The 17,158-nt window shown below is 40.5% G+C and carries 15 protein-coding genes and 1 pseudogene; 6 read left to right on the top strand and 10 right to left on the bottom strand.

Annotated features, from left to right (window positions below; genetic code table 11):
• Positions 1-63: 63 nt before the first annotated feature.
• Both N0M92_RS12230 and N0M92_RS12235 read right to left on the bottom strand, forming a co-directional pair.
• Complete coding sequence (locus tag N0M92_RS12230; RefSeq protein ID WP_260285968.1) at positions 64-339, bottom strand: hypothetical protein; 276 nt, start codon at positions 337-339, stop codon at positions 64-66.
• Positions 340-694: 355 nt separating this feature from the next.
• Positions 695-1,642 carry a DUF2515 domain-containing protein gene (locus N0M92_RS12235; RefSeq protein WP_260285969.1) on the bottom strand — a complete coding sequence of 316 codons (948 nt, stop codon included), beginning with the start codon at positions 1,640-1,642 and terminating at the stop codon, positions 695-697.
• Between the two features lie 144 nt (positions 1,643-1,786).
• On the opposite strand from N0M92_RS12235, the gene recU reads away from it, so the two are divergent.
• Positions 1,787-2,398, top strand: coding sequence for a Holliday junction resolvase RecU (recU, locus tag N0M92_RS12240; RefSeq protein ID WP_260285970.1), 612 nt, complete (start codon positions 1,787-1,789; stop codon positions 2,396-2,398).
• 26 nt (positions 2,399-2,424) lie between these two features.
• Entirely contained in the window at positions 2,425-5,157 is a 2,733-nt protein-coding gene (locus N0M92_RS12245) for a PBP1A family penicillin-binding protein (RefSeq protein WP_260285971.1), read from the top strand.
• A gap of 39 nt (positions 5,158-5,196) precedes the next feature.
• Here N0M92_RS12245 and N0M92_RS12250 read toward each other — a convergent pair whose 3' ends face one another.
• The 7 genes and pseudogenes from N0M92_RS12250 to N0M92_RS29450 form a co-directional block, all read right to left on the bottom strand.
• The gene (locus N0M92_RS12250; protein WP_260285976.1) at positions 5,197-5,736 is read right to left on the bottom strand and encodes a YpoC family protein; all 540 of its coding nucleotides are present in this window, start codon (positions 5,734-5,736) and stop codon (positions 5,197-5,199) included.
• Entirely contained in the window at positions 5,733-6,389 is a 657-nt protein-coding gene (gene nth, locus N0M92_RS12255; RefSeq protein WP_260285977.1) for an endonuclease III, read from the bottom strand. The genes N0M92_RS12250 and nth overlap by 4 nt, the downstream gene beginning before the upstream one ends.
• A 22-nt stretch (positions 6,390-6,411) precedes the next feature.
• Positions 6,412-7,107, bottom strand: a complete 696-nt coding sequence (locus tag N0M92_RS12260; RefSeq protein WP_192205307.1) for a DnaD domain-containing protein — start codon at positions 7,105-7,107, stop codon at positions 6,412-6,414.
• Positions 7,108-7,223: 116 nt separating this feature from the next.
• On the bottom strand, positions 7,224-8,516 hold the full coding sequence (gene asnS, locus N0M92_RS12265) for an asparagine--tRNA ligase (RefSeq protein ID WP_260285978.1): 1,293 nt from the start codon (positions 8,514-8,516) through the stop codon (positions 7,224-7,226).
• A 257-nt stretch (positions 8,517-8,773) separates the two neighbouring features.
• Positions 8,774-10,633 (bottom strand): XylR N-terminal domain-containing protein, encoded by a 1,860-nt coding sequence (locus tag N0M92_RS12270; protein WP_260285980.1) that lies wholly within the window; start codon positions 10,631-10,633, stop codon positions 8,774-8,776.
• Between the two features lie 170 nt (positions 10,634-10,803).
• Complete coding sequence (locus tag N0M92_RS29445; protein WP_397443845.1) at positions 10,804-11,466, bottom strand: 4-hydroxyphenylacetate 3-hydroxylase C-terminal domain-containing protein; 663 nt, start codon at positions 11,464-11,466, stop codon at positions 10,804-10,806.
• Positions 11,467-11,577: 111 nt separating this feature from the next.
• Positions 11,578-12,332, bottom strand: a pseudogene (locus N0M92_RS29450) (4-hydroxyphenylacetate 3-hydroxylase N-terminal domain-containing protein); the annotation flags it as partial.
• A 189-nt stretch (positions 12,333-12,521) separates the two neighbouring features.
• On the opposite strand from N0M92_RS29450, the gene N0M92_RS12280 reads away from it, so the two are divergent.
• From N0M92_RS12280 to N0M92_RS12290, 3 genes are read left to right on the top strand one after another with little or no spacing between them, the layout of a single operon-like run.
• Positions 12,522-13,310, top strand: coding sequence for a fumarylacetoacetate hydrolase family protein (locus N0M92_RS12280; protein ID WP_260285982.1), 789 nt, complete (start codon positions 12,522-12,524; stop codon positions 13,308-13,310).
• Positions 13,307-14,095 (top strand): fumarylacetoacetate hydrolase family protein, encoded by a 789-nt coding sequence (locus tag N0M92_RS12285; protein ID WP_260285987.1) that lies wholly within the window; start codon positions 13,307-13,309, stop codon positions 14,093-14,095. The genes N0M92_RS12280 and N0M92_RS12285 overlap by 4 nt, the downstream gene beginning before the upstream one ends.
• A 17-nt stretch (positions 14,096-14,112) precedes the next feature.
• The gene (locus tag N0M92_RS12290) at positions 14,113-14,499 is read left to right on the top strand and encodes a 5-carboxymethyl-2-hydroxymuconate Delta-isomerase (RefSeq protein ID WP_260285989.1); all 387 of its coding nucleotides are present in this window, start codon (positions 14,113-14,115) and stop codon (positions 14,497-14,499) included.
• 78 nt (positions 14,500-14,577) lie between these two features.
• Here N0M92_RS12290 and hpaB read toward each other — a convergent pair whose 3' ends face one another.
• Complete coding sequence (hpaB, locus tag N0M92_RS12295; RefSeq protein WP_260285991.1) at positions 14,578-16,050, bottom strand: 4-hydroxyphenylacetate 3-monooxygenase, oxygenase component; 1,473 nt, start codon at positions 16,048-16,050, stop codon at positions 14,578-14,580.
• A gap of 165 nt (positions 16,051-16,215) precedes the next feature.
• On the opposite strand from hpaB, the gene N0M92_RS12300 reads away from it, so the two are divergent.
• Positions 16,216-17,085 (top strand): LysR family transcriptional regulator, encoded by an 870-nt coding sequence (locus N0M92_RS12300; protein ID WP_260285992.1) that lies wholly within the window; start codon positions 16,216-16,218, stop codon positions 17,083-17,085.
• The last annotated feature ends 73 nt before the right edge of the window (positions 17,086-17,158 follow it).

Consider the following 17,158-nt stretch of genomic DNA (forward strand, 5'->3'; position numbering starts at 1 on the left):
TTCCTCCGTACAATTGTTTCCCTTAGTATAATCCAGTTTTTTATAAAATGATATTCCTCCGGCTTATACGGGCAATTCCTTGAAAACCTTGTGCTTTATCATTCTTTTTTCCGGGACAATGGAAAAGGAGTGGTTTGGACCTTCAGCATTTACCCAATAATCCTCGGCTTTCTCAATGGCTTCCTGGGCTTCATTAACTAATGTATATTGCTCCGCCCATAGTTTGCACCGCACTGTATTTACAGTTTCCCCATATGAAATTTCCAAACGATCCAGGCTGGTACTGATCTCAGCTATCATCCTTAATATCTCTTCTGTTGCGACACTTTTATTGACCATGCTGATCCCTCCCATTCTTTACCTGTACTATTCTTTTTTTTATCTGAAAGCCCTTCATGACTGACAAAACTAGAAGGGAATCGGCAAAGAAAGTGCAATTCACTTAATTTATTATGCCCTTCGACAACAATGGCAGAATGAAGAATGCAGTTTTAAACAAGAATACAGACAGGAGGTGATTTTATGCAGTCGAATGAAAGCAGACAGCAAAAAAACGAAAAACGACAAAAGCCGCCCACTAAAAAGGCAGGAACGGGAAACCCGAAACTTAGTGGAGAAAACCGCCCCTCTACGTAAGACATAAATACTGAACGATAAACAGGGAAGGCTTAATCTACGCCTTCCCTGTTTCCAATTATAAAATCAAATTTTTGATTATTGCAGCCATGTGCAGCTGCTTTTGTTTATCGTCATACCAATCGGTCAAATGCGGGTCTTCTTCCCATTTGGCTTCAATGAGCCATTTTTTTTTAATCCTTTTTTTCATATCCCATTGCTCTGTTTCCCCTGCCTGATGATGAATCACTGGATATACTCCCCTCAGCATCGGGGTTTCATGGTACCTAGGCTTTTTTCGATATTGTTCATAATCATATCTGGCACCCGTTGGTTCAGTCCTGCAGGAAAATTCAAAAAAGCGCGGAAACAAATCTTCAGAAAATAAAAGGCCAGCCAACCTTTTCCCCAATTCAATCCTTTTATCTAAATTTCTAAAATGCGAAACCGACGAGCCATACAGTTCTCCATTGCAAGTAGGAAATAAAACAGTGCTGAAATGCATCCAGTCCTGCAGGAAAAATAATAGAGAATGAAAAACGAAAGATTGCTTTTTAATAACCGGTTCTTCAATGATGTTTTGTTCATTTATGATAAGCGCAGTGACTAATTTTTCACGATTTCCATGTTTCCAAAAGGAATACCATTCGTTCTTCATGAAATTGGTAATAAAAAAATAATGACATAAGTGAAACAAAGGGCGTCCATACTTCGTAGAATAATGATAGAGAAGTAATTGGGGATACGCATCTTGGAATATTCTCCAGTTGGCTTCTTCATACGTTAGGAATAAGTGATGCCTATATTTATGGCCAAGCAAATGGGAAAACCAAATTCCTTCAAGATCACACATATTCCAGCCTGCATTCCTAGAAACCATCCCAGCTAAAAAAGACCATTGTATTTCTGGATGCATTCTAAAAAATTGTTCATATGCTTGTGTTCTTGATATATTATCCCTATTCCCTTTTGCGGTTTGGGCTTTTATGGATTGGAGCAATTGCTTTTCCGTCTTGAACATTCGCATCTATGAGTCCAGCCTTTCCATAGCGATGAATTGTGACATATAGTTGTACATAAATCCTATCGTTCTAAGAAACAATTCTTTTTATTCACATTTTGGATTCTTTTTTTGCTAATATAGAAAAGTGAAAAAAAAGGAGGGGTAAAAGTGGCATTTCATTATCCCAACGGACGAAAGTTTGTACCGCAGGCTATGGAAGAAAAGAAAAGCCCACTAAAAAAAATCAGTTACAGCAACCGGGGAAAAACATTGGAAGACGATTTGAACGAAACCAATCAGTATTATTTAGCACACGGCATTGCCGTCATCCATAAAAAACCGACACCCATTCAAATTGTCGATGTCCACTATCCGAAAAGAAGTGCTGCAGTCATTAAAGAGGCTTACTTCAAACAAGCATCGACCACCGATTACAATGGTGTTTATAAAGGAAAGTACATTGATTTTGAGGCAAAGGAAACGAAAAACAGCAGTTCGTTCCCTTTAAAGAATTTTCATGACCATCAAATTGAACATATGAAACATATCGTTCAGCATGACGGAATTGCGTTTGTCATCATCCGGTTTTCCGCAATGGAAGATATATATCTAATGAGTTCTGAACAACTGAGTTTTTATTGGAAGAGAATGAAAGAAGGCGGACGCAAATCCATCACTCTTCAAGAGGTTGAAAGCAGTTCACGAAAGATTACTCTTGGCTTTCAACCGAGAATTGACTATATTAAAGTAGTAGATTTGCTCATCGCAGAAAATTTTTAGTTTTTTAGAAAGGCAGGTTAGCTGTAATGGCTGAAAAATATAATACTAGAGAAGAACGCCGAAAGCAGGGGCAAACTCAGAAAAAGGGACAGAACAAAGGTCCTAAGAAGCCAACCAATATGCTTAAGCGCATTTTCCTTATACTTGTTACAATCGGAATTATAGGCTTGGTTACCGGAGGAGCTGCAATGGCTTACTTTATAAGCGATGCTCCAAAACTTGATGAAAAGCTTTTGAAAGATCCGGTCACATCCAAAATTCTCGATGAAAATGGTAAATTGCTAGCTGAAGTCGGAACAGAAAACCGGGATTATGTAAATTATGAAGACATTCCCGATCTAGTCGAAAATGCTTTCCTGGCTACGGAAGATTCCCGCTTTTATGAACACCATGGGGTGGATTTCTTACGTCTGGGCAGTGCCGTCATCGCCAACGTCAAACACGGATTCGGCTCAGAGGGTGCAAGTACATTGACCCAGCAGGTTATCAAGCGTTCTTATTTAACACCTGATAAGACCATTAAGAGGAAAGTCCAGGAAATGTGGCTATCCATACAGCTTGAAAGAAAATATACAAAACAAGAAATTTTCGAAATGTATGTGAATAAAATTTTCTTTGCAAACCGTGCCAATGGGATCTTAACTGCTTCCCAAACTTATTATGGAAAAGATCTAAGCGAATTGAAATTGAACGAAGCGGCCATGCTTGTAGGTTTACCGCAAAGCCCAAGCCGTTATGACCCTTATAAACACCCTGAACGCGCGAAAGAACGCCGTGATATTGTCCTTCACTTAATGAATAAACATGGATATATCACTGAAAAGGAAATGAAAGATGCACAAAGCATCGATATAACAGAAGGACTTCAAGAAATCGATAAAAGCCAAAAAGATACGACTGCTTATGATGCATTCATCGATTTGGTCATTGAGGAAGTCGGGGATATGGGTGACTATAACGTCTTTACCGATGGGTTGGAAATCCAAACGACCATTGATAAAGATGCCCAAGAATATGTCTATAAAATGTTGAACAGTGATGAAATCATCAATTATCCAAGTAAAGATCTCCAAGCTGGAGTCACATTACTAGATACTGAAACTGGTGAAATTAAAGCAGTGGGCGGCGGCAGGAACACGACGGTTAAACGCGGCTGGAATTATGCAACGGATGCCAAGCGTTCACCAGGTTCGACCATTAAGCCAATTCTGGATTATGGTCCAGCCGTAGAATATTTAAATTGGTCCACCTACCATCAAATCAAGGATGAGGAATATACGTACAGTAATGGAACACCGCTTAAAAATGCTTCCGGACGACATTATGGTACTGTAACCACTCGTGAGGCACTGGCACGGTCATTAAATATTCCTGCTTTAAAAACGCTTCAAGCAGTAGGATTGGACCGGGCACGTGACTTTGCCACTGATCTTGGCATTCCATTCGACAAGGAAATTACCGAATCGGCAGCATTGGGTGGCGGTAAGGATGTTTCTACACTTGAACTTGCCGGTGCATACAGTTCATTCGGAAACAACGGTATCTATAATGAACCGCATAGTGTGAAAAAGATCGTTTTACGTGATAAAACAACCATCAAAAACAAGACGGAATCCAAGCCGGTCATGAAAGATTCCACAGCTTTCATCGTGACGGACATGTTGAAAAGCGTCATGAAAGAACCTTATGGAACAGGAAGGTTAGCCAATATACCTAGTCTCCCTGTAGCCGGTAAAACAGGTTCAACCAATTTCACGCCTGAACAACGTGCAAAGAACAACATCCCATCTTCCGGTGTAAAAGATAGCTGGATGGCGGGTTATACAACCAATTATACAGTTGCGGTTTGGGCTGGTTATGATAATGCATCTGGTGAGCAAATGGAATATCTGGGCGAATCATCTCAAAGGATCCCTAAATTCATCTTTAAGAATTTAATGGAACATATGGCTCAATCAAAAGAAACGAAAGACTTTGATCAACCTGACAGTGTTGTGAAGGTTGGAGTCATCAAAGGTTCGAATCCAGCAGTTAAAGCCAATGAATATACACCAAGCAGTAAAATCACTTATGAATATTATGTTAAAGGTCACGAGCCAACACAAGTGACGACAGAATATGAAAAAATCGACTCTCCTGGCATTAACGCTTCTTACAACCAGGAAAGCAATGAAATCAATCTATCATGGTCATATCCTAAAGGTAATGGGAATACCCAATTTGAGGTTAAGATGTCCGTGGACGGCGGAGCACAGAGCGTATTAAAAAAATCGAAGGATACTAGTTTAACGATCCCTAATCCAACCCCTGGAAGTAAATATACTTTCTCAGTGGTAGCTCTAGTTGATAACCAACAAAGTGATCCTGCGAGTACATCTGTCACAATACCTGCTGAAGCGGAAGACCCTGAAGGTACCGAGGACGAGAAGATTGAAGACCCGGCCGAAGGTGAAAATCCGGAACTAGAAACTCCTACTGAAGGCGAAGAGGATAAACAAAGCGAAGATAAAGACAAAGATAAAGACAAAAATAACAATGGCGAAAACGGCAACAATGATAATAATGGCAACAATGATAATAATGGCAACAATGATAATAATGGCAACAACACTGATGACGGAAATGGCAATAAGGGGGATGAGGACGTCGAAGGCGGGGATGATGTCACTGACCCAGGAACGGTAGAAGAGGAAAAACCAGTCGAAACCCCTGATCCTGACCCTAACCCGGACCCAGATCCAAATAAAGATACGGAATAAATATTATAAGGATTGACAAAAAACGTCTAAGCTTTTAGCTTAGACGTTTTTTTGGCTGTTCTTATTTTTGATCATGAACTTCACATATCGTTTTTCAAATTCTCGGAACAACTCACTAAGCTGTCTATAAGAATGAAAAAAAGCCGGTCTAGCAATGATGAATGAAAGCCTTTCATCCATATTCACCGGAATATCGTTAAAGGATTCTATTTGGACCCGGAGATCATTCAATACCACTGGCTTCCCATGCATCCAGTAGACTGCGGTTAAAAATAAACCGATCCCCTTCTTCATGAGTCCCAAAGTCTGACCCACTTTTCGCTCGGAAAATAGCAAACTGCATTCTGAATCAATTCCCTTCCATATTTCCAGAAGTTCCTTTACATGGATTGCCCCATTAGTCCAAGGAGCATACGCCTCTACATTATTATAATAAAGTAACTCATAAGGGAAAGCTTCGAATGGGATCGTTTCACTCCAACCTGCATACCTCTCTTTTTCCAAGATCGATTCCTTTTCAGGAAAAAACAAAGAATGGTCCAATTCTTTAGGAACTTTTAATGATATGGACTGCGTCAATTGACTTCTTTCCTTTTCATTCTTTTTTTTCCTTCACGGCATAATTCGAGAAGCGGACAGGTTTCACATCTTGGTGACTGGGCCTTGCAATGATAGCGTCCAAAGAATATCAGGCGGTGATGCGTAACGGACCATTCATCCTTCGGTATCTTAGCCATCAACGTTTTCTCAACATCGAGGACACTATCCTTCCAACGACATAATCCCAAACGCTTGGAAACACGCTCTACATGGGTATCCACAGCAATCGCTGGCACATCAAAAGCAACGGAAACGACTACATTCGCCGTCTTTCTGCCAACGCCAGGCAATTTAACTAGCTCATCACGATCTCTGGGAACTTCCTTACCGTATTCTTCGATCAGCATGTGCGACAGCTTTTGTATGTTCTTCGCCTTGTTACGAAACAACCCGATTGAGCGAATGTCATTTTCCAACTCTTCTATCGGAACGCTTATGTAATCCTCAGGCGTTTTATATTTCTGAAATAAATCCTTCGTGACTTTATTGACTAATACATCCGTACACTGAGCTGACAGGGCAACAGCAACCACCAATTCAAATGGATTGGAGTGATTCAGCTCACAATGGGCATCCGGAAACATTTCACCCATCGTATCCAGACAATATCGAATTTGAGCTTTATTCAACATATTGGTTCTCCTTCAATTTACATTACTGCTCGAGCCAGTTATAGAAAGGCACATCCTTCAACGGTTGTGCAGTCTCCGTCTTTCGGTCCCTCTTTTGGTGAGCTCTGAATTTTTGTCCTTGCTCCCTTGCTTGTTCCAAGGTTTTAATTCCATTCTTTTTCCACTCGAATAAAATTCGATCAATGTATCGGAAATTCAATTTTCCAGAAATGACAGATTCCCTCAGAGCTGACTTTATGATCTCAGGTTGATGGTCGTCTTCCATCCACATTGCCAATGTCTCACATTCAAATGGAGATAAAGGGCGGCCGAATTCCTGTTCAAATATCGTATAAAGGCTCTCCCCCGCTTTTTGGATTTCAGCAGACTCTGACTGTTTCAAAGTTTTCAAGAAACAGTCCATCATTTTTTCATAAAGTGGGGACAACGAATATTTTTCCTGTCCGATTTCTTGGCTCTCCTCAACCACCATTTCAACAAATCCCCTTTGGACTAAACGCTGGATCAAGAATAGACATTCCGTTTCCTGCAATGTCATTCGGTCAGAAAGTTGGGATGGTGCAGGGAAATGGTTACCTTTATCGATGAAGCTTTGCAATTGTAATAATAGGACCATTTCTTGTTCATTCAGTCCCATTGTACGATAGTTAGTCAACAAAAAGGATGGAATCGTTATCGTTCCTTCCTTAAACCACGCATATAAATGTTCTTTATTCATGTTTTTGGACACCTCTGATTAAGTATAACATGAATAAGGCTCTCCGAATAAGTTTATAATTTTAACAAAAAACGGTTATCTGCCAAATATGGCAGGATAACCGTTTCATCATGGAATCAAGGATATAATCGATTTAATAGACGTGGGAATGGGATGGTTTCACGGACATGCTCGACTCCACTGATCCATGCAACGGTGCGTTCTAATCCCAAACCGAAGCCTGAATGCGGTACAGAGCCGTATTTTCTTAATTCCATATACCATTTGTAAGCATCTTCGCTCAAGCCATGCTCATTGATTCTCTGTTCAAGCAATTCCTGATCATGAATCCGCTCTGAACCGCCAATTATTTCTCCATAACCTTCCGGAGCGATCAAATCGGCACAAAGAACCACTTCTTCCCTGTCAGGATCTGGCTGCATATAAAAAGGCTTGATTTTGGTTGGGTAATGAGTAATGAAAACAGGCTTATCATAACTTTCCGCTATCGCAGTTTCATGCGGAGCCCCAAAATCATCACCCCATTGAATATCATCAAATCCTTGTTCATGAAGGAACTTAATGGCTTCATCATATGTAATTCGCGGGAAAGGAGCTTGAATTTGTTCAAGCTTCGATGTATCACGGCCAAGTGTATTTAACTCCAGCTGACAGTTTTTCAATACGGATTGGATGATCGAAGAAACGAATTGCTCCTGGACCTCCAGATTTTCTTTAAATTCGATAAAAGCCATTTCCGGTTCAATCATCCAGAACTCGATTAAATGTCGTCTTGTTTTGGATTTTTCTGCCCTGAAGGTGGGACCAAAGGAAAATACCTTCCCAAGTGCCATGGCAGCCGCTTCCATATAGAGCTGACCACTCTGTGAAAGGTATGCATCCTCATCAAAGTATTTAGTCGCGAACAACTCACTCGTTCCTTCTGGTGCGCTTCCCGTTAAAATCGGGGGATCCACTTTAACGAAACCTTCTTCATTAAAGAATTCATATGTAGCACGGATTATTTCATTCCGGATTTTCATGACTGCATGCTGCCGTTTTGAACGCAGCCACAAATGGCGGTTATCCATTAAGAATTCGGGACCATGTGCTTTAGGTGTAATGGGATAATCCACTGATTCATGAATGATTTCAATATCTTTCACCTGTAACTCAAAACCGAACGGCGATCGTTCATCCTTTTGAATGACACCTGTTACATACAAGGATGACTCTTGCGAAATCGATTTCGCACGAGCGAAAATTTCTTCACCCACTTCAGCCTTCACGACCACACCTTGAATGAAACCAGAGCCATCACGGATTTGAAGGAAAGCAATTTTCCCACTGGAACGTTTGCTGGCAAGCCAGCCTCCAATGGTAACTTCTTGATCGACGAATTTGCTAGCATCTTTTATTGTAATTTTCACGGAATTTACCTCCAAAAATAGCTTAACTTACTAATGAATTTACTCTACTTATTATACCCATAGCCCTGCTTACAAGCAAATAAATCAATTGGAGCGGAAGTTCCAGCCCTTTATATCACTCTCATTATGTTTTTGCGGCGTATTCGCCAGATTGCATGGTAGATTACTTCATTAATGCCCATGCTCTAATTACAGTAAAATCATCTCGGTATATGAATCGATCGACATTTCTATTTTTAAACAAAGGATTGATCCAATCAACCAATGGTAATCATTTTCGCCTTTAACAAGGTTTCAAATGATGCATATAATTGAAAAGCACTTTTAGGGTTTCTTATTTGGCAGGAAAGCAGCTCTTCAAGTTTTTTGATCCGATAGCGTAAACCACTCATTGAAATGCTCAATTCCTTCATGCTGGATTCAAGATTTCCACCGCATTGTAGAAATACATAAAGCGTTTTCAATAATTCATTCATTTTTGGATCTTCTTTCATCAATAAAGGTCCCAGCATTTTCTCAGCTTTTTGCAGGACCGCTGGAGTACTCCCAGTATGCATTAAAATGGATAGCAGATCGACTTCTTCAAATTTGTTAATATCCCGAGCTCCTTCATTCATATTCAAGGCGGTTAAAGCTTCTTGAAAAACATCGTGAGCCCGTTCCAATTCGTCACTTATTGTGCTAAGCCCCATTTTAAAATTGTATCCGCTGAAAACAGTATTTAAGTAATTGATGCATTCCTTGGTTAGGAATTGAAATTCATTTCCGGGTCTCAGTGGTATAAGCAATACGATATTACCATCCCTTAATGCTGTTAAGACGACTTGATTCCGCTTCTTAAAGAAACTATATATCTCTTCGATGATTTTCTGCTGAATGAAATAGTCATTCTCTGTCCCCCGATCGGAGGAAAAGCGATAGCCCAGCACCGCAATGGTGAAAGGATGATCCAATGAAGCGTCTACATACATGCTTTTTTTGATTATTTCTTCTCTAGAAGCAATCTCTCCATTTAATATTTGTTCAAGAAATAACCCTTTTACCCTTTCAAGGGCTTCAAAACTGCTTTTCTCATTTAAGAGGAATAAGGAACCGGTCATGGACACCCTCTCAAGAATCATTCGATTGATTTCCAGGTTCGTTTTTCCTTCGACTTGATCAGATTGCACAAAGGCACAATAGCCATAAGTTTTATTTTGTAACGTTATGGGAGTATAAAGCAGCTCCATCCCATCTTTTACGATTCTTCCGGTTTCCAAAGTGACGGGACCATTTTCCCTCATTAATTTTAGCTGATTCCTGACTTCCCTCACCTTCCCTTTGTGAAAGCCAGCATGATAAACCTGATTGCCATTGAAATTCTCCATCAACAAAGGTATTTTTGTTTTCTGATAAACCATCCTCACTATGGATTGAAGGCTTCTTCCGTTTATTAACTCTTCTGTCAGCAAATTATGAATATCCATCACTTTTGACAAACTATTACGTTCCTCCAGCAGTTTTTCATATGTTACGGCAAGCTCTTGAACAATCGGTTCGGTTTTATAATATTTCAACTCATCCTGAATCTCCATGCCCCATAAATGTATCGATTTACCTTCGTATCTACACTCTGATTGCCCTTCTCCCTTACAGGCACTTTCCTTGAAAATCACTTCATGACCGCAGACCGTTGAATAAAATCCACTTGCATAACCCGTCAATGTATAACAGACTGGCTTTTCCGCGATGCCTGTCTGGGTGATGTGTTCCTCTGCTTCATAGGAATTCACCCAAAACCCTTCCACTTTTACAGAGTGCACTTCCGCTTGATTATCCATCGATAATTCCAGATTCATAGTATTAACTTTTGTATAACCTTGCAGCATATGTAAAATGGGGCCTTGCCTCAGTATTTCCTTAACCGTTGATATATTCCCTTTTAGTGCCTTTTTAGCATCATTGACTCCGATATTCCAGCCATAACGTATTAAAAAAGACTTCATTCTTTCAAATCCAATATTCTCGATCAAGTCCTTTCTTAAGGTACCGAAAATTGAAGAGGAAGTCAGGATCATCCTCTCATCATTTAAATGAATTTCACCATCATCATTCTTAAGATTCAAAAGATTCGTCATTATTCCCCTCGGCTTTCTTTTTACATAATATTATACTTTTTCCACACCTTACCTATCAAGATAAATGTAAACGCATTCATATTATGCATTGGTTGAAAAACCGGCGGGAGTCCGATACAAACCATTCTTTTTCACGTTTTCTTAATCAGATTAATTCATTCGGAGCTGGATCAAACTTCAACATTAATGCCTTCATATGCATTTATCCACTTATCATTTGTCCAGCCATGGAGGTCATAATCGTCCATCGCCAAGTCCACAAAAGCTTTGAATTTATCCGATTGTCCATTTAAATCTGCCATTTTCATGGTTTCAAGCCTAATATTTTCATGGTTACCCGCATAATTGATTTCATATAATTCATTCCTGCCACCAAATTCCGTTCCGATGGAATCCCATATGAGTTTCATCAGTTTTACCCTTTCCACTGCCGAAACCCCACCTGAACCCTTATAATATTTATCGAGATACGGACGGACCTCAGGGTTTAAAAAATCCTTGGAGCTTGATGGGAGTTGAATGAGATTACCAGCTACAACCTGTTCAAATATCTGTTTCACCTTTGGCCAAACCATTGGTGCGAACACCCTATATGCAGTTGCATATGTGCTATTGGGCAGAACAGTGCCATTCGGCCCTTCCATCGGATCTGTAGCCATCGCTGTCGAGATGGCCCAAAACATATTCCTGAAAGCAAGCACTTCCCCTATATTGGCTTGAACTCCTCTAAATTGATTCGTTCCTGCCATTTCTGTAGCTTTCATCAGAAGACCAGCCATAAAGTCCAATTTCACCGCATAGCGTGTGCAGCCATGAAATGTATATCGATTCATCCACCCAGTCTTGGATCTAAACCCATTTGCGATTTCCACATTATTATAGGCGAATACATTCTCCCATGGGACGAATACATGATCAAGGACGATGACTGCGTCATTTTCGTCGAACCGGCTGGAAAGCGGGTAATCGAAAGGAGTGCCTGACTTGGCAGCCGTTTCTTCAAAAGACTGTCTGCTGATCATTTTTAATCCCGATGCATTCATCGGTACAAAGAAAATCAACGCATGGCTTCTATCTCCTTCCCCAAGATCGACAGGAGAATAATTCGCGACAAAATTATAATTCGTAAGTGCTGCAGAAGTTCCAACCATTTTGGCTCCGCTTACGATTATCCCATCATCCCGCTCTTCCACCGTACGTACAAATACCTCTTTATTTTCATGTAGCGGTTTATTCCTGTCCATTGCCGGGTTTATAATTGTATGGTTACAGAAGGGAACGTCCCTTGTGGTTTTTTCATACCATCTTTTCGCATTATCTTCAAATCCCTTATAAAAATCGCTATACGGTCCCAATGATCCTGTAAAAGCAGCTTTGTAATCAGGGGTACGCCCCATGAAACCATAGCTCAATTTTGACCATTGTGCTATCGCATCCCTTGCTTCAAGCAGCTCTGTTGCGTTCTTCGAGGCTTTAAGAACTTATGGGTAGTATGACCTTCATCTGTCTTAGCCGTTAAAATCCGTGCAGTGACCGGATCATGGAGAGCATCATATAGTTGGGCAATCGATCTGGCAGAATTGCGATATGCTGGGTGCGTCGTCACATCATCTACCTTATCTCCGTTCAAGAATACCGTTCTTCCATCTCGTAAACTTTCTAAATACTCTTTACCATTCATCATCGGAACATCCCCCATTCACAATCTTTCAATTTGAATTCCTAGCTTCATACTAACTAAATGTTCAAGGCATTTATCTGTTGAAACCCATACTTTTTCTAACATTTTTTGTCTGTTTATACTGAATAATCTAAATATGTTGAACTTATACAAAAAATCATATACGATATCATATATGATTGATAATAAAACAAGGGGTGAGTGTCCATGGCAAAAGCAAGAGTGAAATTCCAAAAGTCAGATTATTCAGAAGAAATAGAGATACAGTCGAGCCGCTATATTTTGATGAACGGTGATAAGTTGGAGGTATCACAAATTAACTTGGATAACCCTATTTCAGGAACGGTATATGGAACATTATTAAACTATAAAGGGTCATTGGCAGCATTGAAGGAAAAGGTCGACCATCCTCCTTATAATGAACCTCCTAAAGGACCGATCCTTTATATTAAACCTAGAAACACGTTTTCTTCTTTTTCAAATCCAGTTCCCCTTCCAAGCGGCATACCTGAATTGGAAATCGGGGCCGCACTTGGAATAGTAATCAGTAAAACGGCCACAAGAGTCAAGAAAGAACATGCATTGGATTATATAGAAGGTTTTACGATCGCCAATGATATTAGCATTCCGCATGAGAGCGTTTTCCGTCCTGCTATCCGCCATAAAGCCCGTGATGGATTTTGCCCGATCGGTCCATGGGTCGTAACCAAGGAATTCATCTCCAACCCCGATTCTTTAGGAATTCGTGTATATATAAATGGAGAGTTAAGACAGGAAAATTCAACTGCAAATTTAATTCGCTCCATATCCCGCCTTATTGAGGATGTAACTGACTTCATGACTTTGAGTACGGGTGACGTCCTTCTAGTAGGTGTTCCAGAGAACGCACCGCTGGCAAAAGCCAATGATCATGTCAGAATAGAAATAGACGAAATCGGATATTTGGAAAATACTATCATTTCCGAGGGAAAACTATCACTGGAGGGGATTTTATGAAGAGAGCACGTGTAGCCTATGCAGGTGCCGTACATCCAGCAATTGAATATTATGGCCAGGTCCAATTGGCGGATGGCAGGATTGTCAATGAGCAGGATGTTGTCTGGCTTCCCCCGGTGGAACCACGAACTGTCTTCGCGCTTGGCTTGAATTATGCAGACCATGCGAAGGAGCTTGCTTTTAAAGCACCGGAAGAACCCCTTGCGTTCTTAAAAGGTCCCAATACCTTTATCGGCCACCGGGGACAGACAAGACGGCCTGCTGATGCAGCTTATATGCATTATGAATGTGAACTTGCAGTCGTCATAGGTAAAAAGGCGAAGAACATAAAAAAGGAAGAAGCCTTTAAGTATGTAAGTGGATATACGATTGCAAATGATTATGCAATACGGGATTATCTGGAGAATTACTACCGACCTAACCTAAAGGTCAAAAATCGCGATACATGCACCCCCATTGGGCCCTGGCTTGTCGATGCCGAAGATATCCCAGATCCTTCGAATCTTGCCATCAAAACTTACGTCAACGGAAAATTGACTCAGCAAGGCAACACGAAAGACATGATTTTCGGCATTGCTGAGTTAATTGAATATTTTAGCAGCTTCATGACATTGAGCCCAGGGGATATCATATTGACAGGTACACCTGAAGGATTGGCGGATACTGCTGTAGGCGATGAAATCATCACTGAAATTGAAGGGATCGGGAAACTTGTTAACACAATAGTCGGTGACGATATATTTACTGAAGGCGGGGATCGGCCGCATCTAAAAATCCATAATTAACGGAAGGGACTGATAACATGCCTCATATCATTATTGAATATACAGATAATATCAAAGATGAAATCCAGATTGACTGCTTATTAAGGAAGGTGAATGATGTACTGATATCCTATCCCTCCATCTTTCCAATTGGCGGCATTCGATCCAGGGCCATTGAATTGAAGCATTATCGTGTTGCCGATGGTACAGAGGATGACGCCTTTGTTCATGCCATTCTAAAAATTGGCGCTGGACGCAAAGACAGTGATAAAACCGAAGTATGTGACCAACTTTTCGAAACGATGGAAACCCATTTGGCTTCCCTCTTTTCAAAAAGATATCTTGCCCTCTCCATGGAACTCACGGAATTCAGTGATTTTGGAACATATAAGAAGAATAATATCCATGACCGATATAATAAATGAACTATATTTCATATTGAAAGGCCTTCCTCATCATCGGGAAGGCCTTTCAATTAAAATGTTTTGCCAATGCTACCGGGCTCAGTTGATCTCTGCAAGGTTTTCAGTACGGTTCAAGAACTCCTTGACACGGTCCACATATTCCTGTTTATCATAGCCGTTATATAAAGCGCTCGCCATACGGACCGGATCCCCAAAAAAGAATCTTTCGTATAGCGTTTGCCTGGATCCAAATGAACTCATGCATACATCCCATGCGAGACGATACAATTTCACCCTGTCATAGGCTCCACCATTCGCGGCTTGAAGATATTTATCCAAATCCGGTCGAAGCTCCGAATTGAAATCAGCTTCATTTGGTATCGCCATTAAGCCGCTAGCTCCAAGAAGCTGCATGATTTCACTGAATCTAGGGTAAATCTTCGGGTAATAATTACGGGCTATATTTAACGGTGTAAAATCGGGTGTCATCATTCCCCACTTATCCACTTTCGCGTTTGCCTCCGAAGCTGTAATGAAAGCCTTTACCGTTTCAAGCGCTATGATGACTTCCGAAATTTTTTCCTGAACATGCTGGTATTGACCGATATTGATGGTTTCCGCCATTAGTTGCAAAATCCCCAGAATGAACTCGGTTTTGGCGATATTTTTCGCTACCACCTGATGGGTCATATGAACAACTGCATTACTTTCATTATAAGCCTTGTTGCAAATGCCGACATCCCCATATGCAAATACACGATTCCAAGGAACGACTACATCATCAAAAACGATAATCGTATCCATTTCCTCAAATCTTGAACCAAGAGGATGGTCAAAATGTGATTTGCCATAGTCGAATGATTCACGACAGATGAATTTCAACCCTGGTGTATTATTTGGAATGGAGAATGCGAATGCATAAGGGTTTTCCTCTTCCGATTGTTTAAGCAATGTTGAAGGGAAAACCATGATTTCATCCGTTATTCCTCCTTGTGTAGCTAATAACCTGGCTCCCTTTATAATAAGCCCTTCTGAATTCTTGCCAGCAATCCTTGCAGCGATGTAAGGGTCCGGAAGCTTTGCGGCACTAACTCCCCTATTAACCTGGGGTTGAATCAGGGTATGTGTCAACGACAAATCCTTTTCCCTGCAGAGTTCATAATAATCTTTCATATTTTTAGCAAATGCCGAATCCTGAGTGCCGAACATATCAGCTGCAGTGCCGTACGCCATCATCCCGCTGTTGATATAGTCAGGGGAACGTCCCATCATTCCATTATTATGCCTTGCCCATTCTTGAATCATTTTCCTCCTTTTTTCAAGGTCTCCCTTTGTCCGCGGCTGCATGAATGAGGTCCCTACTCTTTCGTTTGAGGTTGGTGAAATATAAGTCATGATGTCAGTTTTCGCGGAATCATGCTGCAAATCATATAATTCTGCCTGTGATTTCATGACCCCTTTAAAAGCTGGGTGTTGACTGATCTTATCTTTTACTTGCTCTCCATTGATCCATACATTCGCCTTTGCTTTATCCACCCTATCGATATACTCTTTACCTGTTTTAGCTGGCATTCTTACATCCCCCTTTAGCATCAATATAAATGAAGCGCTTACAATTAAATAAATTCCAAAAATTGAATTAATTCCTATAACAAAATATACCATGTGTTAAGATATATATATAATACTTAAAAAATTCAATATGTATATGTAAATCATATGTATGAGGTGTATATAATGGACATCCGGCAATTAAAGTATTTTGTGACGATCGTTCAGGAAGAACAAGTAACCAAAGCAGCAAAAAAATTACATATGGCTCAACCCCCCCTTAGCCAGCAACTTAAATTAATGGAAATGGAAATCGGTGAAAAACTCTTCGACCGGAATGGAAAGAAACTTGAACTCACTGAAACTGGCAAGGTCCTATATAAAAAAGCCGAAGCTCTATTAAACCAGTTTGAAGAATCGTTACTGGAAGTGAAGGAAGTCAGTAAAGGAATACAGGGCACTCTTTCCATAGGATCAGTAAAAACTTGCTTTTCTTACATTCCGCAAAGGATGAGGGCCTTTAGAGTAAAATACCCTGACATACGCTTCAAGTTAATGGAAGGTGATACATTCCGTTTGACAGAAGGCTTAATAAACAGGGAAATCGAGTTGGCCATTGTACGGCTTCCCATTAACGGTAAGCGATTCTCATCGATTAACCTTCCTCCGGAAGATTTTGTGCTTGTCACCCCAAAAGAATGGGACATCCCAGACTCCATCGAATTTAAACAAATTAAGGATTATCCCCTCCTATTGCTGCATAGGGTAAGCGGACAGGGAACTTATGAACTTATAGTGGATGAGTGCTTCAGACATGGGTTTGAACCTAAGATTGTATGTGAATGTCCTGATGCTGCCATGATTTTATCTTTGGTGAAGGAAGGAATAGGCGCTACCATCATGCCACGAACCACATCCAAATCGTTTTCAACCCAGGGTATTAAAATAATCGAAGTGATAGATTGTGAAGTACAATCGGAAGCCGCCCTTATTTGGCTCGAAGAACGCTATCTTTCCAAAGGTGCCGTCAAATTTCTAGAAACATTTTCTGAATGAATGGACAGTTATCCTTGAGTATTAGTGCATCTGTACCTCTTTCTAATAATCTTTCGTGTTTGTTTGAATTTCA

This window comes from Peribacillus aracenensis, from assembly GCF_025175645.1.
GTDB lineage: Bacteria > Bacillota > Bacilli > Bacillales > DSM-1321 > Peribacillus > Peribacillus aracenensis.